Genomic DNA, 20,266 nt, shown 5'->3' on the forward strand with positions numbered 1-20,266 from the left:
AGGTCGCAGACGAGACACAGGAGAACGAGGGGCGATGGCGAAGGAAAAGTTCGAGCGAACGAAGCCGCATGTGAACGTGGGCACGATCGGTCACGTGGACCACGGGAAGACGACGCTGACGGCGGCGATCACGCAGGTGCAGGCTCAGAAGGGATACGGGGAGTACGTGGCGTTCGACCAGATCGACAAGGCTCCTGAGGAGCGTGAGCGCGGGATCACGATCGCGACGGCGCACGTGGAGTACGAGTCGGAGGGGCGTCATTACGCGCACGTGGACTGTCCGGGGCACGCGGACTACGTGAAGAACATGATCACGGGCGCGGCTCAGATGGACGGAGCGATCGTGGTGGTGTCGGCGGCGGACGGGCCGATGCCGCAGACGCGGGAGCACATTTTGTTGGCCCGCCAGGTGAACGTGCCGTACATCGTGGTGTTTTTGAACAAGGTGGACCAGGTCGACGACGAGGAGTTGCTGGACCTGGTGGAGCTGGAGGTTCGGGAGCTGTTGAGCGAGTACGAGTTTCCGGGCGATGACGTGCCGGTGGTACGGGGCTCTGCGCTCCATGCGTTGGAGAGCGGGGATCCGTCGGCTTCGGAGACGGCGTGCATCGGGGAGCTGATGGAGGCGCTGGACAGCTACATCCCGGTTCCGGAGCGTGCGACGGACAAGCCGTTCTTGATGCCTGTGGAGGACGTGTTCACGATCACGGGCCGGGGGACGGTGGTGACGGGTCGGATCGAGCGGGGGGTGGTGAAGACGGGCGAGGGCGTGGAGTTGGTGGGCCTGGGCTCGGAGAAGAAGACGGTGGTGACGGGTGTGGAGATGTTCCGGAAGATCCTGGACGAGGGCCAGGCGGGAGACAACGCGGGGCTTCTGCTGCGCGGGGTGGCGAAGACGGAGGTGGAGCGCGGGATGGTGGTCGCGCACCCTCAGTCGATCACGCCTCACCGGAAGTTTTCGGCGGAGGTGTACGTGCTGACGAAGAACGAGGGGGGACGGCATACGCCGTTCTTCAACGGATACCGTCCCCAGTTCTACTTCCGGACGACGGACGTGACGGGCTCGGCGGAGCTGCCCGAAGGGGTGGAGATGGTGATGCCGGGGGACAATGTGAATATGGCGGTGGAGCTGATCGCGCCGATCGCGATGGAGGAGAACCTCCGGTTCGCGATCCGCGAGGGAGGCCGGACGGTGGGCGCCGGGGTCGTCACCGCCATCCACGACTAGCGGACAGCCCCGGAAAACGAGACGGCGCACAGATATGGCGCAGAAGATTCGGATTCGGCTGAAGGCCTTCGATCCAGCCGTGATCGACCAGACGGCGGCGGACATCGTTCGGACCGCACAGAAGACAGGTGCGTCCGTCAGCGGGCCGATCCCGCTTCCGACGCGCCGCCAGTTGTTCACGGTCCTGCGGAGCCCGCACGTGGACAAGAAGTCGCGGGAACAGTTCGAACTGAAGACGCACAAGCGGCTCATCGATATCCATGACTCCCGTCCGCAGACGATCGACGCGCTGACGAAGCTGGATCTCGCGGCCGGCGTCGATGTGGAAATCAAAGTCGAGTAGCGAGATGCCCGGGTTGATCGGCCGCAAAATCGGCATGACGCAGATCTTCGACGACGACGGAAAGGCCGTCGGTGTCACCGTGCTGGAAGTCGGACCCTGTCCGGTGGTCCAGATCAAGACCGCCGAGCGCGACGGATACGATGCCGTGCAGCTGGGCTTCGGTCGCGTGAAGGAGGGTCGCGAGCGGAAGCCGGCCGCAGGCCACGCCGCGCGCGCCGGACTCGACTACGTACCGCGCGTCCTCGCGGAGTTCGACTTCGAAGGCGAGAAGCTCGAGCTGGGCCAGGAACTCACGGTCGGCATGTTCGATGTCGGATCGCGGGTGAACGTGACGGGAACGACCAAGGGTCGCGGGTTTCAGGGCGTGGTGAAGCGGCACGGCTTCGGCGGTGGTCGCGGTTCCCACGGCGGAACGTCCATTCTCAGGTCTCCCGGCTCGATCGGGGCCGGCACGGACCCGTCCCGTGTCATCAAGGGGCGGAAAATGGCGGGCCGCATGGGGGGGACGCAGCGCATGGCGATGAGCCGGAAGATCATTCGGGTCGACGCCGAAAAGAACCTCCTGATCGTTCAGGGTTCCGTCCCGGGCGGACGAAACAACCTCGTCATGGTGAGGCCGGGCCGATGAAGGTCGCGACGTACAGTTCCGACGGCACGGCAGGGGCCGAGCGGGTCCTGCCCGAGACGCCCTTCGACGGCGTGGTCAATGAAGACGTGCTCCATCAGGTCGTCACCGCCGTGCTGGCCAACCGTCGACAGGGGACCGCGTCGACGAAGACCCGCTCCACCGTTCGCGGAGGGTCGCGGAAGCCCTGGCGGCAGAAGGGGACGGGACGTGCCCGCGCCGGCTCGATCCGGTCGGCGCTGTGGCGCGGCGGCTCGGTCGTCTTCGGTCCGCAGCCGCGCTCCTATCGCGTCCGCGTGCCGCGGCGGATCCGCCGGCTGGCGATTCGTTCCGCACTCAACACGAGAGCCATGAACGGCGATCTCGCGCTCATCGAGCCTCTCGATTTCGATCCGCCGAAGACGCGGCGCGTCGCCGCTCTGCTGGCCAGCATCGGCCGCGGTTCGGGGAACATCCTTTTCCTGACGGCGGGCCACAAACCCGACGTCCACCTGTCGGCCAGAAACCTGCCCGGCGTGCGCGTGCTCCCATGGGGAGAGGCGTCGGCGTACGACATCCTCTGGTCCGACCTGGTGCTCGTCGAGTCGTCGGTCTTCGATGCGGTGGGGGACTCCGCCGGGGAAGGTGACGCATGACGCGCCCGCCGAACGAGATCATCCTGCGTCCGCTCTTCACGGAGAAGACATCCACGAGCCTCCAGTCCGAGGGGACGGACGGGGTGGGCCGGCGTCTTCAGGCACGGATCGACCTCGGCGAGGTGGAACCGCGTCCCAAATACACCTTCGAGGTGGCGCCGGACGCGAACAAGATCGAGATCCGCCGCGCCTTCGAGGCGATCTTCGAGGGAAGGCGGGTCACCTCCGTGCGCACGATGAACGTGCGGGGAAAGAAGAAGCGCATGGGGCGCACGATGGGCCGTCGGCCGCATTGGAAGAAGGCGATCATCGAAGTTGCGGATGGTCCCGTCGACGTGCTGGAGGGAGCCTGATCGATGCCGATTCGCAAATTCAAGCCGGTCACGGCGGCCTCTCGATACCGCAGCGTATCGACGTTCGAGGAGATCACCCGCAGCGAGCCGGAGAAGTCGCTGACGGAGGGTCTGCCGAAGAAGTCCGGCCGCAACCATCACGGACATATCACGAGCCGGAGGCGCGGGGGCGGCCACAAGCGGCGTTACCGGCGCATCGACTTCAAGCGCAGGAAGGACGGCGTGCCCGGCGTCATCGCGGAGATCGAATACGATCCGAATCGCTCGGCCCGCATCGCGCTCATCCACTACGCGGATGGGGAGAAGCGCTACATCCTCCACCCGCGTGGTCTCGGTGTCGGTGACACCATCCTCTCCGGGTCGGGGATCGATCCGAACGTGGGTAACTGCCTTCCGCTGCGGGAGGTCCCGCTCGGGACGGTCGTACACGGCGTGGAGCTCGTGCCCGGCAAGGGCGCGCAGCTCGCCCGCTCGGCCGGTGCGTCGGTCCAGGTCGTCGCGAAGGAGCGGGGGACGGTCACGTTGCGGCTCCCCAGCACCGAGATGCGCATGGTGCCGGAATCGTGCCGGGCCACGGTCGGGCAGGTGGGCAACGTCGACCACGAACTCATTCGAGCCGGGAAGGCGGGCCGCTCGAGGTGGAAGGGCCGGCGGCCCAAGGTGCGCGGCGTGGCGATGAATCCCGTGGACCATCCCCTCGGGGGTGGGGAGGGGCGCAGTTCCGGCGGCCGTCCACCCGTCTCGCCCTGGGGCAAGCCGGAGGGCCGCAAGACGAGGAAGAAGCACAAGCCGAGCGACAAGCAGATCGTGCGCGGCCGCAAGCGCGGCAGGGCCACGAAGTAGGAGCGAGAGATCCGATGCCGAGAAGCGTGAGGAAGGGACCGTACATCGATGAGAAGCTGCTGATGAAGGTGCAGCGGATGAACGATTCCGGAGACAAGTCGGTCATCAAGACGTGGGCCCGGGCTTCGACCATCAGCCCGGATTTCGTCGGACACACGCTAGCGGTGCACAACGGCAACAAGTTCATCCCGGTCTACGTGACGGAGAACATGGTGGGGCACAAGCTCGGAGAGTTCGCGACGACGCGAACATTCCGCGGGCACGCCGGTTCCGCGCGGGACCGGAGGGGCAGGGTCTGATGCAGGCGACAGCGAGGGCGAGGAACCTCGGCATGTCCGCCCGGAAGATGCGTCTGGTCATCGACCAGATTCGCGGGCGAGACGTCAACGAGGCCTACGCGATCCTGCAATTCTCCAAGAAGAAGGCGGCGCGCTCGATCGGAAAGGTGCTCCGTTCGGCCGTCGCCAATGCCGTCTACAGGGCGGACGAGGGCGGGGAAACGCTGGACGTGGACGAACTCTACGTGCGCGAAGCATACGTGGACGAAGGCAGGACGCTTCGGCGCTGGCGGGCACGCGCCTACGGAAGAGCGACCCCCCGGCTCAAGCGGAGCAGTCACGTGACAGTCGTCGTGGACACGAGAGACTAATGGGCCAGAAGACACACCCGTACGGATTCAGGCTCGGCGCGGTCAAGCCGTGGCGGTCGCGCTGGTACGCACAGGGCAAGGAGTTTCCGAAGCTCCTCGCGGAAGACGAGAAGCTGCGGAAGTACCTGAACGCGCGGCTCGGGCACGCGGCGATCGCCCAGGTGGAGATCGAGCGCAAGCCGTCCAAGATCGTCGTCACGATCCACACGGGTCGTCCCGGCGTCGTCATCGGCAAGCGCGGGGCCGAGGTCGACAAGCTGCGTGACGAACTCGCTCTGCTGACGGACGCGGAAGTTTCCGTCAACGTCGAGGAAATCCGTCGCCCGGAGACCCAGGCTCAACTCGTCGCGGACAACGTGGCTCATCAGTTGACGCAGCGGATCAGCTTCCGCCGCGCGATGAAGCGAGCCGTGCAGGCGGCGATGCGAGCGGGCGCCGGCGGCATCCGCATTCAGTGCGGCGGGCGGCTCGGCGGGGCCGAGATCGCGCGCTCGGAGGGCTACCACGAAGGGCGCGTGCCGTTGCACACGCTGCGCGCGGACATCGACTACGCGGAGCGACAGGCCCGGACGACGTTCGGCACGATCGGCGTGAAAGTGTGGATCTTCCACGGCGAGATCGTGGAGGACCGCCGTGGTCAGACGTATACCGCGGGCGGGCGCCGCCGTGCGGGTCGCGGGCGAGGATAGGGACACATGCTGCAACCGAAGCGGATCAAGTACCGGAAACAGCAGAAGGGGCGCATGCGCGGCGCAGCGCATCGCGGCAACAAGGTTTCGTTCGGCGACTACGCGCTTCAGGCCGTGGAGCCGGGCTGGATCACGAACCGTCAGATCGAAGCCGCTCGAGTCGCCATGACGCGGCACATCAAGCGTGGCGGAAAGGTCTGGATCCGCATCTTTCCGGACAAGCCGCTCACGCAGAAGCCCGCGGAGACCCGGATGGGGAAGGGTAAAGGGAACCCCGAGTACTGGGTCGCGCCGGTGAAGCCGGGTCGGGTGATGTTCGAGCTCGAGGGAGTCGACATCGAACTCGCGCGGCGGGCGATGCAGTTGGCGTCGGCGAAGCTTCCGGTCAAGACACGCTTTCTGGAGCGGGAGGACTAGGTGTCGCTTGACGCGATGGAGATTCGCGAATTCACCGACGAGGAACTCGCCGAGGAACTCGCCCGCACGAAGGACGAAATCGCTCGTCTGCGCTACCGGGCCGCGTTCGAGGAACTCGAGAACCCGTCGCTCCTGAAGACGTTGCGTCGCGAGATCGCGCGACTGAAGACCGTGCAGGTCGAGCGGGCGCGTAGCGAGGAGAATCAGGTTGGCTGATCAATCGGCGACGAAGGGCCGGCGCAAGGTTCGGCTCGGAACGGTCGTGAGCGACCGCATGGAAAAGACCGTCGTGGTGTCTGTCGAGCGACGGCTCGCGCACCCGCTGTACGGCAAGCAGGTGAGCCGCGGCAAACGGTACCAGGCACACGACGAAGAGAACGAATACCGGGTGGGTGACGTGGTCCGGATCGAGGAGACCCGTCCGCTCTCCAAGCTCAAGCGCTGGCGCGTGCTCGAGCTGGTCCAGCGTCCGGAGTAACGGGGGCACGACGAGATGATCCAGCAGGAATCGATGGTTCGCATCGCGGACAATTCCGGCGCCCGCCGGGCTCTCTGCATTCGGGTCCTCGGCGGGTCGCGCCGCCGGTACGCCCGCGTGGGCGATGTGATCGTCGCGACGATCAAGGACGCGACCCCGCACGGGAACGTGAAGAAGGGCGAGGTGGTCCGGGCGGTCGTCGTGCGGACGGCAAAGGAGAGCCGGCGGCGCGACGGCAGTTACATCCGCTTCGATGAGAACGCGGCGGTGATCATCAACGACGCAGGAGAGCCGACCGCGACACGTATCTTCGGGCCGGTGGCGCGTGAACTCCGCGAGAGGAAGTTCATGAAGATCGTATCGCTGGCCCCCGAAGTGATCTAGCGGCGACGGGCCGCCAGGTGTCGCACGAGGATCTGAACCGAAGATGACACGTAAGAAACTGAACATGAGAGCTGGAGACACGGTCCGGGTGATCGCGGGCAACTATGCCGGCGCCCAGGGCCAGGTGCTGCGCACGATCCCTTCGCGCGGACTCGTCGTGGTGCAGGACGTGAACATGCGCAAGCATCACAAGCGTCCCGTGGCCAACGCCAAGGGCGGGATCACCGAAGGCGGCATCGTCACCCACGAAGAGCCGATCAGCGCTTCGAACGTGATGCTCATGTGTCCGCAGTGCGACGAGCCGGCGCGGGTGCGCCGCCAGCGCGATGCGGACGGCACGATCGAGCGGATCTGCAAGCGCTGCGACAACCCCATCCCGACGGCGGGCTAGCGGCGTGGCTTCGCTACGGGCCGCCAGGGACGGCAGGGAAAGATGAGTTCGGAAAACGGAAAGCCGCGGCTGCGGACACACTACGAGGACACGGTCCGGGCGAAGCTCGCCGATACCTTCGGCTTCGAGAACCCGCACCAGATCCCCAGGCTCGAGAAGATCGTGATCAACGCAGGGCTCGGCGAAGGGAAGGACAATCCCCGGCTGATCGAGTCCGCTTCGAACGAGATTGCCGTGATCAGCGGCCAGCGACCCGTGGTGACGCGGGCGCGGAACTCGATCTCGAACTTCGGTCTGCGCGAAGGCATGCCGATCGGGACGATGGTGACGCTTCGCAATGCCCGCATGTACGAGTTCCTCGACCGGTTCATCAGTACGGCCGTGCCCCGTATCAGGGACTTCAGGGGGTTCCGGAGCCGGGCGTTCGATGGACGCGGCAACTATACGGTGGGAATCCGGGAGCAAATGGTCTTCGCAGAAGTCGATTACGACGAGATCGTCAAGATTCACGGTCTCAACATCACGTTCGTTACGACGACCAACCGGGACGATGAGGCGCTCGTCCTGCTTCGCGAGATGGGGATGCCGTTTCGCGATGAGGTCCCGGTCGTCATCTAGCGGGAAGGGCTGAATGGCAAAGACGGCACTAGTCGAGAAGGCGAACCGCAAGCCGAAGTTCAGTTCGCGCACGGTACGGCGCTGCAATCGCTGCGGCCGGCCCCGCGCCTACATGAGAAAGTTCGGTTTGTGCCGGATCTGCTTCCGGGAGCAGGCGCTCCGCGGAGAGATCCCGGGCGTTCGGAAAGCGAGCTGGTGAGATGAGCATGACCGATCCGATCGCGGACATGCTGACGCGCATCCGCAACGCCGGCCGGGCCGGACACAGGCGCGTCGACATCCCTCTCTCGAAGATCAAGATCGAGATCGCCAGGATTCTGGCGGAAAACCACTTCGTTCGCGGCTACAAGGTGCTGGACGACGATCGGCACGGCCGGCTGCGCGTGTATCTGAAGTACACGTCGGACGAGCGGCCGGTCATTCGGCTGCTCGAACGCGTGTCGAAACCAGGCCTCAGGAAGTATGTCGACGCGAACTCGATCCCCAAGGTTCGGGCCGGGATGGGGATCGCGATCATGTCGACGTCGAACGGATTGATGACGGATCGCGACGCCCGCCGGCAGCACGTCGGCGGGGAGATCATCGCGAGAATCTACTAGCGGGGCTGCCGGGCGTCGGTGCCGGCGGCCGCCCCCGCGAGGGAGCAGATAGCGTGTCGAGAATCGGAAAGCTGCCCATCCCCGTGCCGGACGGCGTCGAGGTGAGGATCGATGGCGCGCATGTGCAGGTGAAGGGCCCTCGGGGTGCGCTCGAGCGGTCGTTCGACCCCGATATGGAGATCACGCAGTCCGACGGTGCGGTGTCCGTGAAGCGTGCTTCCGATGAGGCGCGGCACCGGGCTCTGCATGGGCTCACGCGATCCCTGATCGCCAACATGGTCACGGGCGTGTCCCAGGGATACGAGAAACGCCTGGAGATCCACGGCGTCGGATACCGGGCGGAACAGAAGGGCGGCAGCGTTGTGTTCAGCGTCGGGTACAGCCATACGGTCACCGTCGAGCCGCCCGAGGGCATCACGGTGGGCGTAGAGTCGCCGACGCTCGTCAAGGTGTCGGGGAACGACAAGGAGAAGGTCGGGCAGATGGCGGCGGAGATCCGCGCGATCCGACCGCCCGAACCCTACAAGGGGAAGGGAATCCGCTACGTGGGCGAGTATGTGCGCCGCAAGGCCGGCAAGGCGACGGCCACAGCCTGATCGGCGACCAGACAGAGGGAAGACGATGGACATCAGGGGGCGGACGAAACAGAGGCACCGACTGCGGACGCGTCGACACGCCCGGATCAAGAAGAAGATCCGCGGAACGGCCGGCCGGCCGCGTCTCGTTGTGTTCCGAAGCCTGCGGCAGCTCGAGGGCCAACTGGTGGACGACGATCGCGGCGTTACGCTGCTGGGCGTCTCGACACTCGCCGGCGCGGACGGCGACGCCGGGGAACGCTCGGGCAAGGTCGCCGACGCTTATCTTGCGGGCAGGAAACTTGCGGAGAAGGCGGTCTCGGCCGACGTGGGCGAGATCGTGTTCGACCGCGGCGGGTATCCCTATCACGGCCGGGTTCGGGCGTTTGCCGAAGGCGCCCGCGACGGCGGTCTCCGCTTCTAACGAGAGGGCTCCATGGCAAGAGGGGGGAAACGGCGCGACGACGGTGACAACTTCAAGGAGAATGTCATCTTCATCAATCGCGTCTCGAAGGTCGTAAAAGGCGGCCGCCGCTTTTCGTTCACCGCGCTCGTGGCGGTCGGTGACGGGCAGGGCCGTGTCGGTATGGCTCTCGGCAAGGCGAACGAAGTCGCCGAGGCGATCCGCAAGGGATTCGAGCAGGCGCGTCAGGCCATGGTCGTCGTGCCGATCGTGAACGGGACCATCCCGCACGAAATCCTCGGGCGCCACGGCGCGGGCCGGGTGCTGCTCAAGCCCGCCGGTCCGGGAACCGGCGTCATCGCCGGCGGCCCCGTGCGGGCGGTACTCGAGTGCGCCGGCGTGCAGGACATCCTCACGAAGAGCCTCGGCACGAACAATCCTCTCAACATCGTTCGTGCGACGATGAGCGGACTGCAGGATCTGGTCACGCCGGAGCAGGTTGCGGCCGAACGCGGAGTGGATGTCGCCACGATCCGGGAGGCCATGCGTGGGTGAGCAGTTGAAGATTCGTCAGGTAAAGAGCGGTCTCGGAGCGCAGCGCAAGCAGCGCGACACGCTGCGCGCCCTCGGCCTCAAGCACCACCAGGACCAGGTGGTGCAGCCGGACAACCGCGCGATACGCGGGATGATCCACGCGGTGGCGCATCTCGTCGAAGTCGAGGAGGTCGGACAAGATGGCTGAACGCGAGCGGATCGGGCTCGACAATCTCTCTCCGCCCCGCGGTTCGAAGTCCTCCGCAAAACGTCGCGGCCGCGGTCACGGATCCGGCTCGGGCAAGACGTCGGGACGCGGCCACAAGGGCCAGAAGTCGCGGAGTGGCGCGTCGATTCCGGCGTGGTTCGAGGGCGGCCAGATGCCGCTCTACCGGCGTACGCCCAAGCGGGGGTTCAAGCCGCACCGGCGAACCGAGTGGCACATCGTCAATCTCTCGGAACTGGATCGCGTGGAGGGAAGCGGGATCGATCCTCGGACGCTTCGGGCGAGCGGTGTCATCCGCGGTACGGACCGTCCCGTGAAGATCCTCGGGCGCGGGGACGTCGGGCGGGCGGTCGATGTGCGCGCGCATGCCTTCAGTGCCTCGGCCCGTGAGAAGATCGAGGCGGCCGGCGGCACCGCCCAGGTGATCGAGTAAGGGATGGCGAACGGCCAGAACGCGGCGGCCGCCGCGGCGAACATCTTCAAGGTGCCGGAGCTGAAGGCGAAGATCCTCTTCACTCTGCTCTGTCTCGCTCTGTATCGGCTCGGCTCCCACATCACGACGCCGGGTGTGAACGTCGTGGCCCTGCAGGCCCTCGCCGGACAGTTCCAGGGCACGATCTTCGGCATTTACGACCTCTTCGTCGGGGGCGGTCTGCAGCGCGCGACCGTCTTCGCCCTGGGCATCATGCCCTACATCTCGGCGAGCATCCTCTTCCAGCTCCTCGCCGCCGTCATGCCGGCGATCGAGAAGCTGCAGAAGGAAGGGGAAGAGGGTCGCCGCAAGCTCACGCAGTGGACGCGGTATACCACCGTGGTGCTGTGCATTGGGCAGTCCTACACCTACGCGCTCTTCCTCGAGGCTCAGCCGGGTGCGGTCCTCGATCCCGGTCTCGGGTTTCGCCTCCTCACCGTGCTCATGCTTACGACAGGGGGCGTGTTCGTCATGTGGCTCGGCGAGCAGATCACCGAGCGCGGCGTCGGCAACGGCATGTCCCTGCTTATCTTTTTCTCGATTCTGCAGGGCTTCCCGGGAGCGGTGCTCAACACCTTCGAACTCTACCAGGCCGGTGGCATCTCGCTGATCAAGCTCGCCGCCCTCGCGGCGACTCTCGTGGCCATCATGGCCGCAGTCGTCGCTCTGACGATGGCCCAGCGCAAGATTCCCGTGCAGATCCCGCGGAAGGTCGTGGGCAGAGGCCGGATCCGGGAAGGGCAACGGTCGTTCATCCCCCTGCGGATCAACTCCGCCGGCGTGATGCCGATCATCTTCGCCCAGTCGATCATCATCATTCCGGGAACCCTGGCCGCGTTCATGGGCAACCCCGGACCGGGCAGCTCCGGCGCCCGGCGTTTCATCTACGAAATGAGCCAGGCGCTCCAGGTGGGGACGGCGTGGTACTACGTGCTGTACGTCGTTCTCATCGTCTACTTCACCTACTTCTACACGTCCATCATCTTCAACCCGACGGATCTGGCGGAAAATCTGAAGCGCCAGGGCGGGTTCATTCCGGGCGTCAAGCCCGGCGCGAAGACGGCGGACTACATCGATCACGTGCTTACGCGGATCACGCTGCCCGGCGCGGTCTACCTGGCACTGATCGCCGTTCTGCCCTACCTGATCTTCTCGATCTTCGATCTTCAGACCTTCTTCTTCGGCGGCACTTCGCTGCTCATCGTGGTGGGTGTCGCGCTCGATACGATGCAACAACTGCAACAGCATCTCCTGCTGCGTCAGTACGAGGGATTCATGAAGAAGGGTCGCGTCAAGTATCGCGGCAGACAGCGCTACATGTGATGCACGTTCGGCTGATCATCATGGGCCCTCCCGGTGTCGGGAAGGGTACTCAGGGCGAATTCCTGGCCGAACGCTTCGGCGTGCCACGCCTCTCGACCGGCGACATGATCCGCGCCGCGCTTCAGGCCGGAACCCCGCTCGGCGAAAGGGTTCGAGTCTACTACGAAGCGGGCGAACTCGTGCCGGATGAGGTCGTGCTGGGCCTCATCGCCGAGGCGTTCGACGGTTCGGAGGCGAGCGGAGGGTTCGTGCTCGACGGATTCCCGCGTACGGTGCCTCAGGCCGACGGGCTCGGCGAGCTGCTGGCCGACCGGGGCATCGAACTGGACGCGGTGCTCTCGCTCGAGGCGCCGGAAGAAGAACTCGTCGATCGCATCTCCGGGCGGCGGGTGTGCGAGGCGTGCGGCCTCGTGACTCATGTGCGCGCCGTCGGAGCGAACGCCGCCTGCCCGGACTGCGGAGCCGCCCTCGTGCAGCGCTCCGACGACCGCGCGGAGACCGTTCGCAATCGGCTCGCGGTCTACCGCGCCCAGACCGAGCCCCTGCTCGCCTACTACGCTCGGTCCGAGACGGGACTGACCGCGGTGGACGGCACGGGAACGCTGGAGGCGGTGCGGGATCGTCTCTTCGAGACGTTGCAGATGGCGGAGATGACCGGTTGATCCGGCTGAAGTCGTCCGCCCAGATCGACGCCATCGCGGCGGCGGGAGCGATTGTGGCGGAGGTCCTCGAGATGGCGGCGGAGCGGGCGATCCCGGGACGGAGCACCGGGGAGCTGGACGACATGGCGGAGGCGATGATCCGCGACAACCCGGGCGCGACGCCCGCCTTCAAGGGGCTGTACGGGTTTCCGGCCACGCTGTGCACGAGCATCAACGAAGAGGTCGTACATGGCATTCCGTCGTTCCGGCGGGAATTGACGTCGGGCGACATCGTGAGCGTCGACGTCGGGGTCAAGCTCGACGGTCTATTCGCGGACGCGGCCGTCACGATTCCCGTGGGAGAAGTGATGCCGGCGACCGAGCGTCTCCTGGGTGTGACCCGAACGGCGCTCGACGTGGGCATCGAGGCGGCGCGTCCCGGAGCGCAGCTCGGCGATCTGGGCTGGGCGATCCAGACGCACGTCGAAGCCGAGGGCTTCAGCGTGATCAGGGAGCTCGTGGGACATGGCGTGGGCGAGGCGCCCCACGAGGAACCGCAGGTTCCGAACTATGGGGTGCGCAACCGCGGGTTCCGGATGCAGGCGGGGCTCGTCATCGCCATCGAGCCGATGGTTAACGCGGGCGGGCCGGAGATCCGTACCCTCGACGATGAATGGACGGTGGTGACGGGGGACGGACGTCTCTCGGCGCATTTCGAACACACCGTGGCGGTGACGTCGGAGGGCCCGCGTGTGTTGACGCGGGTCGCGAGTCCGGCGCGAGCAGCAGGGGAGGCCTGAGTTGGCGAAGGAAGAACCGATCCAGATGACGGGGGAGGTCGCCGAGGCGCTTCCCAACGCGATGTTTCGCGTGGAGTTGGAGAACGGGCATCAGATCGTCTGCCACGTCTCCGGCAAGATTCGAATGAACTATATACGGATCCTGCCCGGAGACCGGGTTGCGGTCGAGTTGTCGCCCTACGATCTGACCCGAGGGCGGATCACGTACCGGTACAAGTGAAAGAATTTGTTCGGATCGGTTCGGGCTGGTATTTTGAAGGGTTGCCATCGAACCGCCACCAGAGGATGGAAGCATGAAGGTTCGTTCGAGTGTCAGACGAATTTGCGAGCATTGCAAGGTCATCCGCAGGCGCGGCGTCGTCCGGGTGATCTGCAGTCGAGATCCGAAGCACAAGCAGCGGCAGGGATAGGCAGAAAACCATGGCACGCATAGCAGGAGTCGATCTTCCGCGGAACAAGCGGATCGAGGTGGGCCTCACGTACATCTACGGAATCGGCCACTCGACGGCGCGCAACATCCTGGCCGAAACGGGCGTGGATGCGGACGTTCGCGTCTATCAGCTGTCCGACGACGACGTCAACAAGCTGCGGCGGGTCATCGAGAACCACTACAAGGTCGAAGGTTCGCTGCGTACGGAAACCTCGATGAACGTGAAGCGTCTGATGGATATCGGATGCTATCGCGGGATGCGGCACAGGCGGAATCTGCCCGTGCGCGGCCAGCGAACACACACCAACGCCCGGACCCGGAAGGGGCCGCGGCGTGCCGTGGCCGGTAAGAAGAAGGCGCCTCGGAAGTAGACGCGACAACCACGTTCGGTCCAAACGGAGGACGCGCAGGGAATGGCAAAGCGGGTAAGAAAGAAGAAGCGCCAGGTCGATGCCGAGGGCGTCGCCCACATCAAGGCGACCTTCAACAATACGATCATCACGATCACGACCCTGACCGGGGACACGGTCGCCTGGGCCAGTGCCGGAAAGGCGGGCTTCAAGGGCTCCAAGAAGTCCACGCCTTTTGCCGCCACCATCGCGGCCGAGACGGTGGGACGCGAGGCCGCCGGCATGGGGATGCGGCGGGTCCACGTGGAGGTGCAGGGCCCGGGGTCGGGACGTGAGTCGGCGATTCAGGCGCTGCAGGCGGCCGGTCTCGCGATCCGTTCGATCAAGGACGTGACGCCGATTCCGCATAACGGATGCCGTCCGCCGAAGAAGCGGAGGGTATAGATGGCTCGCTATACGGGACCCGTTTGCCGGCTGTGCCGGCGCGAGGGAGAGAAGCTCTTCCTCAAGGGGAAGCGCTGTTTCACCGAGAAATGCGCGATCGAGCGCCGCGCGTTCCCCCCGGGGCAGCATGGTGGCGGCCGCCGTCGCCGGCGCCAGTCGGAGTACGCCGTGCAGTTGCGGGAAAAGCAGAAGGTGAAGCGGATCTACGGACTCGCGGAGAAGCAGTTCCGTTCTCTCTTCAAGAAGGCTTCCCGCGTCCCGGGCGTCACAGGCGAGAACCTGCTCGTCGCGCTCGAGAGCCGACTCGACAATATCGTCTATCGTCTCGGCTTCGCGCCCTCCCGCAAGGCGGCACGGCAGCTCATTCGGCACCGCCACGTGCGGGTCGAGGGAGCGACGGTCGACGTGCCGAGCTATTCCGTCGGACCCGGTGCGGAAGTGTCGGTGGCGCCGAAGGCGCGGAAGTTGCCGGTGGTGATCGAGGCGATCGAGGATCGCCGGTCACGCGATCAGCTGTCGTGGCTGGGCGTCGACTATGATGCGGCGAGCGGGCGCATGCTCGAACGCCCGTCCCGATCCGATATTCCGCTCGCTGTCGAAGAACAGTTGATCGTCGAACTCTACAGCAAGTAGGCCCGTGCGGCCGGGGCGTTCCCCGCATCCGGTCCGCCGCAGTCGCTGAGCAAAAAACACGGAGTGAAGTGCATATGACGGTGTCGGTAGATCTGGCCGGTCTCGTGCTTCCGGAAGCGATGGAGGAACAGAAGCGATCCCCCAACGGGTCGCGTGCGTCGTTTCTTCTCCAGCCGCTGGAGCGCGGGTTTGGACACACGATCGGCAACTCGATCCGGCGGATCATGTTGTCCTCGCTTCCCGGCGTGGCGGTTTGGGCATTCCGGGCAGACGGCGTTCAGCATGAACACCAGACGGTCGACGGGGTCGCGGAGGATGTACATCAGATCATCCAGAACCTGAAGCGCCTGGTTCTGGTGATGGATGAAGACAAAGAGGAAGCGAAGCTCTCGCTGACGGCTCACAGGGCCGGTCCGGTAACCGCGAAGCAGATCGTGGAGCATGCGTCGGTTCAGGTCGTGAACCCCGACCTCGTGCTCTTCACGCTGCAGGAGGACTTGCCCGAGAACCGTCCTCTCACCTTCGACCTGTGGGTGAATCGCGGCCGTGGCTTCGTCATGGCGGAGCACCACGCGGCTCCCGAGGAGACCGAAGCCAAGCGTGACTTTCCGGTCGGGACGATCCGGATTGACGCCGTTTACAACCCCGTAACCCGCGCGAATTTCAACGTGAGGGAGACCCGCGTCGGCCAGCGCACGGACTTCGACCGGCTGGAGGTGGATGTCGAAACCAACGGTGCCCTGAATCCGGCGGAGGCGGTTTCGCAGGCGGCGGAGATCGTCCGGCTGCACCTGTCGTATTTCAGTCAGATGGGGACCGTGCCCACGCTGCCGGACGCCGTCGAGCCGGTGACCGAGGAGAGCGGAAGGGAGCCCGTCGATTCGGGACTTGTCGAGTTGCTCGAACGCTCGCTCGAGGAGTTCAGCGAGGTCTCGGCACGTTCAAGGAACACGCTCGAAAAGCAGGGCGTCACGACGCTGGGCGATGTCGTCACGCGGTCGCGGGACGATATCCTGCGGCTGGAGAATTTCGGAGAGAAATCTCTCGAGGAACTTGCGGAGGTCCTCGGCCGGCACGGACTCCGGTTCGGAATGTCGTTCCTGCGGGATGAAGACGGGAACCTCTACCTGCGGGACGATCTGGCGGGAAACGGAGCTCAGGGCGACGATGAGGCATAGAAAGAAGGGGCGCGAACTCAGTCGGACGCGCAGCCATCGGAAGGCGATGCTGCGAAACATGGCAACGAGCCTCATCCTGCACGAGCGGATCCGAACGACCGAGGCGAAGGCGAAGGAGTTGCGGCCGTTCGCCGAAAAGCTCATCACTTTGGCGAAGAGAGGCGATCTGCACAGCCGGCAGCTGGCTGGCCGGCAGATCGCGGACCGCGCCGCACTGCGGAAGCTCTTCGAGAAGATCGGCCCGCGTTTCGAGCATCGACCGGGCGGATACACGAGGATTCTGAAGTTGGGCGCGCGGAAGGGTGACGGAGCGGAGTTGGCGCTCATCGAATTCACCGATCGCGAGGCGTGAGGAACCGGGAGAAGAGACATGTCCAACAAAGGTGAAGGTGGGCTCGGCGTCATCCTCAGCATCGTCGCGCTGGCGGCCATCGGAGGGTTCATGTATTGGCTGAATCTCCAGTCGCGCGACATCGAGGAGGCACGCGCCGCAGCTGAAGCGGCCGAGATCGAAGCGGCCCGTGATCTGGACGCGTCCGACCTCCTGGCTGATCCACAGGGAGCCGTCAACCGCCGTGTGATGATCGAAGGAATCCGCGTCTCGACCGGTCTCGGGCAGGGCGCGTTTGCGATCCAGCTTGCCTCGGGCGTCGCCTATCCCGTGCTGATGGAACCCGATCCGATCCAGCTCCTCAGAATGGCCAACGTGACGATCTACGGCGGCGACAGCGTCGCCGTCTCGGGGCAGGTCTACACATTCAACGATTCGATCGCCGGCGTCTGGGTCGAGTCCGGAGCGGTACAGGAGGGCATGGGCGAGCTCATTCCATCGTCCCCGACCTTCCTGCTCGCCGACTCCGTACACGTGCACTGAGCGGATACTGAGCGGGTCATGGCGAATTTCTGTTACGTCTGCGGCAAGGGACCCGGCGTCGGGAACCACGTCAGCAACGCGAACAACAAGCGCAAGCGGCGCTTCATGCCGAACCTCCAGCGGGTGAAGATCGTGGAGGATTCGGGTCGTCGCCGTGTGCGCGTCTGCACGCGGTGCATCAAGGCGGGAAAAGTCGTCAAGGCGTCCTGACGACGCGTCTCGGCGACGTTTCGGACGTAGCGGGGGCTTTGCCGCGGACTGCTGACCGGCGACCGGCCACGGGGGTCCCCGCGGCCGGTCGTCTCGCATCGGCCGCCCGGTGATTCCCCTCCCGCTCGCGGGCCAGCGCGTGCTGGTCACGCGGCCCGCCGGGCAGGCCGAAGGCTTCCGCACCCTCCTGGAGGCCGTGGGTGCGACCGTCACGACGGCGCCGACCATCCGGCTGATCCCCCCATCCGATCCGGCGGCGCTCGGGCGGGCGGCCGCACGACTGGCCGAATACGACTGGATCGTGCTGACCAGCGTGAACGCCGTCCACCGCCTGGGAGAGGCCGCGCCGGAAGCGGACTCGATCGCGCACGCGGCGGGCCGGTTCGCAGCCGTGGGTCCGGCGACCGCGGACGCGCTTCGGGCCCTCGGAGTGGCGGAGTGCCTCGTGCCGCCGGTCTATCGCGGCGAAGCGCTCGCGGACGAGATCGTGGCGGCGACCGGTCCGGGGAGCCTCTCGGCCGCGCGGATCCTGCTCGTGCAGGCGGAGCGGGCACGCCCCGTGCTGCGGACACGACTCGTCGCCGCCGGAGCACGGGTCGATGTCGCCCCGGCCTACGCGGTGGAGGTCAACCGCGACGTGCGGGACGCTCTCCGGGAGTTCATCGAACTGGGTCGCGGGGACTGGCTGACGTTTACGGCCTCATCCGCCGCCCGTGCCTTCGTGCAACTCGTCGGTGCGCAGACCGGCGGTGCCCTCGTCGCCGCCATCAGTCCGGTGACCGCATCGACGCTCTCCGGGCTCGGTCTGCCGGTGCACGTCGTGGCGGCTACCCACTCGATGCCCGGCCTCGTGGACGCTCTGGTTGCATCCGCCGCGCGCCCCGGCCGCTTCGCGGCGACTCACGGCCATGCCTGAAGCGTCGTTTCCCGCCGCCCGGCCACGCCGTCTGCGTCGCACGGCCGCCCTGCGCGAACTGGTGCGGGAGACTCGGTTCGAGGCTTCCGATCTCATCTACCCCATGTTCGTCGATGACCGGGGTCCGGCCCGGCAGCCGATCCCTTCGATGCCCGGGATCGACCGCGTGAGCGTCGAGGCGGCCGTCGAAGAAGCCGGCGCGGCGTTCGACGAGGGGATCCGGGCCGTCCTCCTGTTCGGCCTGCCCGCAAGCAAGGATGCGCGGGGTTCGCGCGCGGACGAGCCCGACGGCGTGATCCAGCGTTCGCTGCGGGCGCTTCGCCGCGCGCTTCCCGACCTGGTCCTGATCACGGACGTCTGCCTATGCGAATACACGGATCACGGCCACTGCGGGATCCTCGACGGCGACCGCGTCGCGAACGACCCGACGCTCGAGCGGCTCGCCGCCCAGGCCGTAAGTCACGGGGCCGCAGGGGCGGACATCGTCGCGCCGTCGGACATGATGGACGGTCGAGTCGGAGTGATTCGCGCGGCGCTCGACGAAGCTCGCCTCGAGGACGTGGCCATTCTGTCCTATGCCGCGAAGTACGCGAGCGCCTTCTACGGCCCTTTCCGTGACGCGGCGGACTCCGCACCGGCCTTCGGGGATCGGCGCGGGTATCAGATGGACGTGCGGAACGCGGATGAGGCGATCCGCGAGGTCCGCTTCGACATCGCCGAGGGGGCGGATCTCGTCATGGTGAAGCCGGCGCTGCCGAATCTCGACATCCTCCGCCGGGTCAAGGATGAATTCCGGATGCCCACCGCCGCGTATCAGGTGAGCGGGGAATACGCGATGATCGAGGCCGCGGGTGCCCGTGGCTGGCTCGACGCGGAAGCGGCCAGCCTGGAGGCGGTCCGCGCCATCCGGCGTGCGGGGGCGGATCTGGTCGTGACCTATGCCGCGCGGCGCCTCGCGCGGGCGCTCTAGTGTCCGCCGTCACCCGTCGCTCGACCGGGTGCCTCCGGTGAGGGTCCTCGTGACGGGCGGCGACGGGTTCATCGGACAGCACCTGGTCGAGCATCTGCTGGACGGCGGATACGAGGTGACGGCGACGATGTTCGGGGAGGCCTCCTGCGGCGGGACCCTTTCAGCGGCCGCCCGCGCGGCGGCCGAATGGACACAGCTCGACGTGCGGGACGCCGACGCCGTCGCCTCGGTCGTGCACGCCGCCCGTCCGCGCCGAATCTTCCACCTTGCCGGGTTCTCGTCGAGCGCCGAGGCCAGCGTGCGGTCCCGCGCTGCCCTCGCGGTGAACGGCGCGGGCACCTTGAGCCTCATCGAAGCGGTCGCGCAGGCTCCCGCGGACGTGCAGGCCGTGGTCGTGGCGGGTTCCGCGGATTCGTACGGCGGGGGCCGTGGCGGACCGATGGGAGAGCGTACGCCGCTTCGGCCGACGAGCGTGTACGGCGCGACCAAGGCCGCCCAGGATGTTCTCGCCCGCGGAGCCGGCGCGGCTCTGGGCGTGCGTGTGGTCGTCGCACGGCTCTTTCCGCTCGTCGGTCCCGGACAGCGTCCCGTGTTCGTACTCCCAAGCTTCTGCCGTCGTGCCCTCGCGATTCGGCGGGGAACGGCGGAACCGCGGCTTGCCGTGGGCAATCTGGACGTGGTGCGCGACTTCACGGACGTGCGCGACGGCGTCCGGGCGCTCACAGGCATCTCCGACCTCGACGGGACGCCCCACATGGCGTACAACGTGTGCTCCGGGATCGCGACGAAGATCCGCCGCCTGCTCGAGTGGGTGCTCGAGAGAGCGGAGATCGAGCCCGAGATCGTGCGCGATCCGTCCCTTGTCAGGCGCGGAGAGCCCGAAGCCATCGTCGGTGACCCCACGCGGCTGCGGGCCGCGACCGGGTGGCGCGCGGAGCGCGACCTGCGGGCCTGCGTACACGCCACCGTGGACTGGGTCGCGAGCTCCGGCGCGGCCTGATGGGTCGAGCCCCGACACCGAGAGCCTCTGACGAA

37 protein-coding genes are annotated in these 20,266 nt (G+C 66.4%); all 37 read left to right on the plus strand.

All coding sequences use genetic code 11. The features are described from left to right. Positions 1–34: 34 nt before the first annotated feature. The 37 genes from tuf to RN901_RS05120 all read left to right on the plus strand — a co-directional run bounded on the left by tuf (position 35) and on the right by RN901_RS05120 (position 20,231). Entirely contained in the window at positions 35–1,228 is a 1,194-nt protein-coding gene (gene tuf / locus RN901_RS04940) for an elongation factor Tu (protein WP_310756533.1), read from the plus strand. A 34-nt stretch (positions 1,229–1,262) separates the two neighbouring features. Beyond that, the gene (rpsJ, locus tag RN901_RS04945; protein WP_310756558.1) at positions 1,263–1,571 is read left to right on the plus strand and encodes a 30S ribosomal protein S10; all 309 of its coding nucleotides are present in this window, start codon (positions 1,263–1,265) and stop codon (positions 1,569–1,571) included. Between the two features lie 4 nt (positions 1,572–1,575). Continuing rightward, complete coding sequence (gene rplC / locus RN901_RS04950; protein WP_310756560.1) at positions 1,576–2,199, plus strand: 50S ribosomal protein L3; 624 nt, start codon at positions 1,576–1,578, stop codon at positions 2,197–2,199. Then, positions 2,196–2,831, plus strand: coding sequence for a 50S ribosomal protein L4 (gene rplD / locus RN901_RS04955; protein WP_310756562.1), 636 nt, complete (start codon positions 2,196–2,198; stop codon positions 2,829–2,831). The genes rplC and rplD overlap by 4 nt, the downstream gene beginning before the upstream one ends. Further along, positions 2,828–3,184, plus strand: a complete 357-nt coding sequence (gene rplW / locus RN901_RS04960; protein WP_310756564.1) for a 50S ribosomal protein L23 — start codon at positions 2,828–2,830, stop codon at positions 3,182–3,184. The genes rplD and rplW overlap by 4 nt, the downstream gene beginning before the upstream one ends. Before the next feature lie 3 nt (positions 3,185–3,187). Further along, complete coding sequence (gene rplB, locus RN901_RS04965; protein WP_310756566.1) at positions 3,188–4,027, plus strand: 50S ribosomal protein L2; 840 nt, start codon at positions 3,188–3,190, stop codon at positions 4,025–4,027. A gap of 14 nt (positions 4,028–4,041) precedes the next feature. After that, the gene (gene rpsS / locus RN901_RS04970) at positions 4,042–4,326 is read left to right on the plus strand and encodes a 30S ribosomal protein S19 (protein WP_310756568.1); all 285 of its coding nucleotides are present in this window, start codon (positions 4,042–4,044) and stop codon (positions 4,324–4,326) included. Next, positions 4,326–4,676, plus strand: coding sequence for a 50S ribosomal protein L22 (rplV, locus tag RN901_RS04975; protein ID WP_310756569.1), 351 nt, complete (start codon positions 4,326–4,328; stop codon positions 4,674–4,676). The genes rpsS and rplV overlap by 1 nt, the downstream gene beginning before the upstream one ends. Then, positions 4,676–5,365, plus strand: a complete 690-nt coding sequence (rpsC, locus tag RN901_RS04980; RefSeq protein ID WP_310756571.1) for a 30S ribosomal protein S3 — start codon at positions 4,676–4,678, stop codon at positions 5,363–5,365. Before rplV ends, rpsC begins: the two co-directional genes overlap by 1 nt. A 6-nt stretch (positions 5,366–5,371) precedes the next feature. Then, a complete protein-coding gene (rplP, locus tag RN901_RS04985; protein ID WP_310756573.1) occupies positions 5,372–5,782 on the plus strand; it encodes a 50S ribosomal protein L16 in 411 nt (136 codons plus the stop codon). Continuing rightward, a complete protein-coding gene (gene rpmC, locus RN901_RS04990) occupies positions 5,783–5,998 on the plus strand; it encodes a 50S ribosomal protein L29 (protein WP_310756575.1) in 216 nt (71 codons plus the stop codon). It abuts the gene before it with no gap. After that, entirely contained in the window at positions 5,991–6,260 is a 270-nt protein-coding gene (gene rpsQ, locus RN901_RS04995; protein ID WP_310756577.1) for a 30S ribosomal protein S17, read from the plus strand. The genes rpmC and rpsQ overlap by 8 nt, the downstream gene beginning before the upstream one ends. A 15-nt stretch (positions 6,261–6,275) precedes the next feature. After that, on the plus strand, positions 6,276–6,644 hold the full coding sequence (gene rplN / locus RN901_RS05000) for a 50S ribosomal protein L14 (protein WP_310756579.1): 369 nt from the start codon (positions 6,276–6,278) through the stop codon (positions 6,642–6,644). Between the two features lie 43 nt (positions 6,645–6,687). Further along, entirely contained in the window at positions 6,688–7,035 is a 348-nt protein-coding gene (gene rplX, locus RN901_RS05005) for a 50S ribosomal protein L24 (protein ID WP_310756582.1), read from the plus strand. A 42-nt stretch (positions 7,036–7,077) separates the two neighbouring features. Beyond that, positions 7,078–7,653, plus strand: a complete 576-nt coding sequence (gene rplE / locus RN901_RS05010) for a 50S ribosomal protein L5 (RefSeq protein ID WP_310756584.1) — start codon at positions 7,078–7,080, stop codon at positions 7,651–7,653. A 13-nt stretch (positions 7,654–7,666) separates the two neighbouring features. Beyond that, positions 7,667–7,852, plus strand: a complete 186-nt coding sequence (locus RN901_RS05015; protein WP_310756586.1) for a type Z 30S ribosomal protein S14 — start codon at positions 7,667–7,669, stop codon at positions 7,850–7,852. Position 7,853: 1 nt separating this feature from the next. Then, complete coding sequence (gene rpsH, locus RN901_RS05020; protein ID WP_343218935.1) at positions 7,854–8,252, plus strand: 30S ribosomal protein S8; 399 nt, start codon at positions 7,854–7,856, stop codon at positions 8,250–8,252. Between the two features lie 53 nt (positions 8,253–8,305). Further along, positions 8,306–8,848: a 50S ribosomal protein L6 gene (gene rplF / locus RN901_RS05025; protein ID WP_310756590.1), complete on the plus strand. Its 543-nt coding sequence runs from the start codon at positions 8,306–8,308 to the stop codon at positions 8,846–8,848. 25 nt (positions 8,849–8,873) lie between these two features. Further along, on the plus strand, positions 8,874–9,251 hold the full coding sequence (gene rplR / locus RN901_RS05030; protein WP_310756592.1) for a 50S ribosomal protein L18: 378 nt from the start codon (positions 8,874–8,876) through the stop codon (positions 9,249–9,251). A 12-nt stretch (positions 9,252–9,263) separates the two neighbouring features. Further along, entirely contained in the window at positions 9,264–9,785 is a 522-nt protein-coding gene (gene rpsE / locus RN901_RS05035; RefSeq protein WP_310756594.1) for a 30S ribosomal protein S5, read from the plus strand. Then, entirely contained in the window at positions 9,778–9,972 is a 195-nt protein-coding gene (gene rpmD / locus RN901_RS05040) for a 50S ribosomal protein L30 (protein WP_310756596.1), read from the plus strand. Before rpsE ends, rpmD begins: the two co-directional genes overlap by 8 nt. Before the next feature lie 10 nt (positions 9,973–9,982). Further along, on the plus strand, positions 9,983–10,423 hold the full coding sequence (gene rplO, locus RN901_RS05045) for a 50S ribosomal protein L15 (protein ID WP_310756913.1): 441 nt from the start codon (positions 9,983–9,985) through the stop codon (positions 10,421–10,423). Positions 10,424–10,426: 3 nt separating this feature from the next. Next, a complete protein-coding gene (gene secY, locus RN901_RS05050) occupies positions 10,427–11,785 on the plus strand; it encodes a preprotein translocase subunit SecY (protein ID WP_310756598.1) in 1,359 nt (452 codons plus the stop codon). Next, the gene (locus tag RN901_RS05055; RefSeq protein ID WP_310756600.1) at positions 11,785–12,447 is read left to right on the plus strand and encodes an adenylate kinase; all 663 of its coding nucleotides are present in this window, start codon (positions 11,785–11,787) and stop codon (positions 12,445–12,447) included. Before secY ends, RN901_RS05055 begins: the two co-directional genes overlap by 1 nt. After that, the gene (map, locus tag RN901_RS05060; protein ID WP_310756601.1) at positions 12,444–13,226 is read left to right on the plus strand and encodes a type I methionyl aminopeptidase; all 783 of its coding nucleotides are present in this window, start codon (positions 12,444–12,446) and stop codon (positions 13,224–13,226) included. Before RN901_RS05055 ends, map begins: the two co-directional genes overlap by 4 nt. 1 nt (position 13,227) lies before the next feature. After that, a complete protein-coding gene (gene infA / locus RN901_RS05065; RefSeq protein ID WP_310756603.1) occupies positions 13,228–13,446 on the plus strand; it encodes a translation initiation factor IF-1 in 219 nt (72 codons plus the stop codon). A gap of 73 nt (positions 13,447–13,519) precedes the next feature. Next, complete coding sequence (gene rpmJ / locus RN901_RS05070; protein ID WP_310756605.1) at positions 13,520–13,636, plus strand: 50S ribosomal protein L36; 117 nt, start codon at positions 13,520–13,522, stop codon at positions 13,634–13,636. 10 nt (positions 13,637–13,646) lie between these two features. Then, the gene (gene rpsM, locus RN901_RS05075) at positions 13,647–14,027 is read left to right on the plus strand and encodes a 30S ribosomal protein S13 (RefSeq protein WP_310756607.1); all 381 of its coding nucleotides are present in this window, start codon (positions 13,647–13,649) and stop codon (positions 14,025–14,027) included. Positions 14,028–14,069: 42 nt separating this feature from the next. Further along, positions 14,070–14,450, plus strand: coding sequence for a 30S ribosomal protein S11 (rpsK, locus tag RN901_RS05080; protein ID WP_310756609.1), 381 nt, complete (start codon positions 14,070–14,072; stop codon positions 14,448–14,450). Beyond that, complete coding sequence (gene rpsD / locus RN901_RS05085) at positions 14,451–15,083, plus strand: 30S ribosomal protein S4 (RefSeq protein ID WP_310756611.1); 633 nt, start codon at positions 14,451–14,453, stop codon at positions 15,081–15,083. Between the two features lie 74 nt (positions 15,084–15,157). Then, entirely contained in the window at positions 15,158–16,261 is a 1,104-nt protein-coding gene (locus RN901_RS05090) for a DNA-directed RNA polymerase subunit alpha (protein WP_310756613.1), read from the plus strand. Further along, a complete protein-coding gene (gene rplQ, locus RN901_RS05095) occupies positions 16,251–16,613 on the plus strand; it encodes a 50S ribosomal protein L17 (RefSeq protein ID WP_310756615.1) in 363 nt (120 codons plus the stop codon). The genes RN901_RS05090 and rplQ overlap by 11 nt, the downstream gene beginning before the upstream one ends. A gap of 18 nt (positions 16,614–16,631) precedes the next feature. Next, on the plus strand, positions 16,632–17,135 hold the full coding sequence (locus tag RN901_RS05100; protein WP_310756618.1) for a hypothetical protein: 504 nt from the start codon (positions 16,632–16,634) through the stop codon (positions 17,133–17,135). Between the two features lie 18 nt (positions 17,136–17,153). Beyond that, positions 17,154–17,345, plus strand: a complete 192-nt coding sequence (gene rpmB / locus RN901_RS05105; protein WP_310756620.1) for a 50S ribosomal protein L28 — start codon at positions 17,154–17,156, stop codon at positions 17,343–17,345. Positions 17,346–17,454: 109 nt separating this feature from the next. Beyond that, positions 17,455–18,261 carry a uroporphyrinogen-III synthase gene (locus tag RN901_RS05110; protein ID WP_310756622.1) on the plus strand — a complete coding sequence of 269 codons (807 nt, stop codon included), beginning with the start codon at positions 17,455–17,457 and terminating at the stop codon, positions 18,259–18,261. Then, positions 18,254–19,231: a porphobilinogen synthase gene (gene hemB / locus RN901_RS05115; protein WP_310756624.1), complete on the plus strand. Its 978-nt coding sequence runs from the start codon at positions 18,254–18,256 to the stop codon at positions 19,229–19,231. Before RN901_RS05110 ends, hemB begins: the two co-directional genes overlap by 8 nt. A gap of 37 nt (positions 19,232–19,268) precedes the next feature. Beyond that, positions 19,269–20,231: a GDP-mannose 4,6-dehydratase gene (locus RN901_RS05120; protein ID WP_310756626.1), complete on the plus strand. Its 963-nt coding sequence runs from the start codon at positions 19,269–19,271 to the stop codon at positions 20,229–20,231. Positions 20,232–20,266: the final 35 nt, after the last annotated feature.

Source organism: Candidatus Palauibacter soopunensis (assembly GCF_947581735.1).
In the GTDB taxonomy this organism is placed as follows: Bacteria; Gemmatimonadota; Gemmatimonadetes; order Palauibacterales; family Palauibacteraceae; genus Palauibacter; species Palauibacter soopunensis.

Coding starts and splice junctions, on each gene's coding strand:
- RN901_RS05090 (WP_310756613.1), top strand. CDS start 15,158: ATGACGGTGTCGGTAGATCTGGCCGGTCTCGTGCTTCCGGAAGCGATG.
- rplW (WP_310756564.1), top strand. CDS start 2,828: ATGACGCGCCCGCCGAACGAGATCATCCTGCGTCCGCTCTTCACGGAG.
- hemB (WP_310756624.1), top strand. CDS start 18,254: ATGCCTGAAGCGTCGTTTCCCGCCGCCCGGCCACGCCGTCTGCGTCGC.
- rpsM (WP_310756607.1), top strand. CDS start 13,647: ATGGCACGCATAGCAGGAGTCGATCTTCCGCGGAACAAGCGGATCGAG.
- rplP (WP_310756573.1), top strand. CDS start 5,372: ATGCTGCAACCGAAGCGGATCAAGTACCGGAAACAGCAGAAGGGGCGC.
- rplR (WP_310756592.1), top strand. CDS start 8,874: ATGGACATCAGGGGGCGGACGAAACAGAGGCACCGACTGCGGACGCGT.
- rplN (WP_310756579.1), top strand. CDS start 6,276: ATGATCCAGCAGGAATCGATGGTTCGCATCGCGGACAATTCCGGCGCC.
- rpsS (WP_310756568.1), top strand. CDS start 4,042: ATGCCGAGAAGCGTGAGGAAGGGACCGTACATCGATGAGAAGCTGCTG.
- tuf (WP_310756533.1), top strand. CDS start 35: ATGGCGAAGGAAAAGTTCGAGCGAACGAAGCCGCATGTGAACGTGGGC.
- rpsK (WP_310756609.1), top strand. CDS start 14,070: ATGGCAAAGCGGGTAAGAAAGAAGAAGCGCCAGGTCGATGCCGAGGGC.
- RN901_RS05100 (WP_310756618.1), top strand. CDS start 16,632: ATGTCCAACAAAGGTGAAGGTGGGCTCGGCGTCATCCTCAGCATCGTC.
- rpsJ (WP_310756558.1), top strand. CDS start 1,263: ATGGCGCAGAAGATTCGGATTCGGCTGAAGGCCTTCGATCCAGCCGTG.
- rpsH (WP_343218935.1), top strand. CDS start 7,854: ATGAGCATGACCGATCCGATCGCGGACATGCTGACGCGCATCCGCAAC.
- rplX (WP_310756582.1), top strand. CDS start 6,688: ATGACACGTAAGAAACTGAACATGAGAGCTGGAGACACGGTCCGGGTG.
- rpsE (WP_310756594.1), top strand. CDS start 9,264: ATGGCAAGAGGGGGGAAACGGCGCGACGACGGTGACAACTTCAAGGAG.
- rplC (WP_310756560.1), top strand. CDS start 1,576: ATGCCCGGGTTGATCGGCCGCAAAATCGGCATGACGCAGATCTTCGAC.
- rplB (WP_310756566.1), top strand. CDS start 3,188: ATGCCGATTCGCAAATTCAAGCCGGTCACGGCGGCCTCTCGATACCGC.
- rpsD (WP_310756611.1), top strand. CDS start 14,451: ATGGCTCGCTATACGGGACCCGTTTGCCGGCTGTGCCGGCGCGAGGGA.
- rpsC (WP_310756571.1), top strand. CDS start 4,676: ATGGGCCAGAAGACACACCCGTACGGATTCAGGCTCGGCGCGGTCAAG.
- rplV (WP_310756569.1), top strand. CDS start 4,326: ATGCAGGCGACAGCGAGGGCGAGGAACCTCGGCATGTCCGCCCGGAAG.
- rplE (WP_310756584.1), top strand. CDS start 7,078: ATGAGTTCGGAAAACGGAAAGCCGCGGCTGCGGACACACTACGAGGAC.
- RN901_RS05015 (WP_310756586.1), top strand. CDS start 7,667: ATGGCAAAGACGGCACTAGTCGAGAAGGCGAACCGCAAGCCGAAGTTC.
- rpmJ (WP_310756605.1), top strand. CDS start 13,520: ATGAAGGTTCGTTCGAGTGTCAGACGAATTTGCGAGCATTGCAAGGTC.
- RN901_RS05055 (WP_310756600.1), top strand. CDS start 11,785: ATGCACGTTCGGCTGATCATCATGGGCCCTCCCGGTGTCGGGAAGGGT.
- rplD (WP_310756562.1), top strand. CDS start 2,196: ATGAAGGTCGCGACGTACAGTTCCGACGGCACGGCAGGGGCCGAGCGG.
- rplQ (WP_310756615.1), top strand. CDS start 16,251: ATGAGGCATAGAAAGAAGGGGCGCGAACTCAGTCGGACGCGCAGCCAT.
- rpmB (WP_310756620.1), top strand. CDS start 17,154: ATGGCGAATTTCTGTTACGTCTGCGGCAAGGGACCCGGCGTCGGGAAC.
- secY (WP_310756598.1), top strand. CDS start 10,427: ATGGCGAACGGCCAGAACGCGGCGGCCGCCGCGGCGAACATCTTCAAG.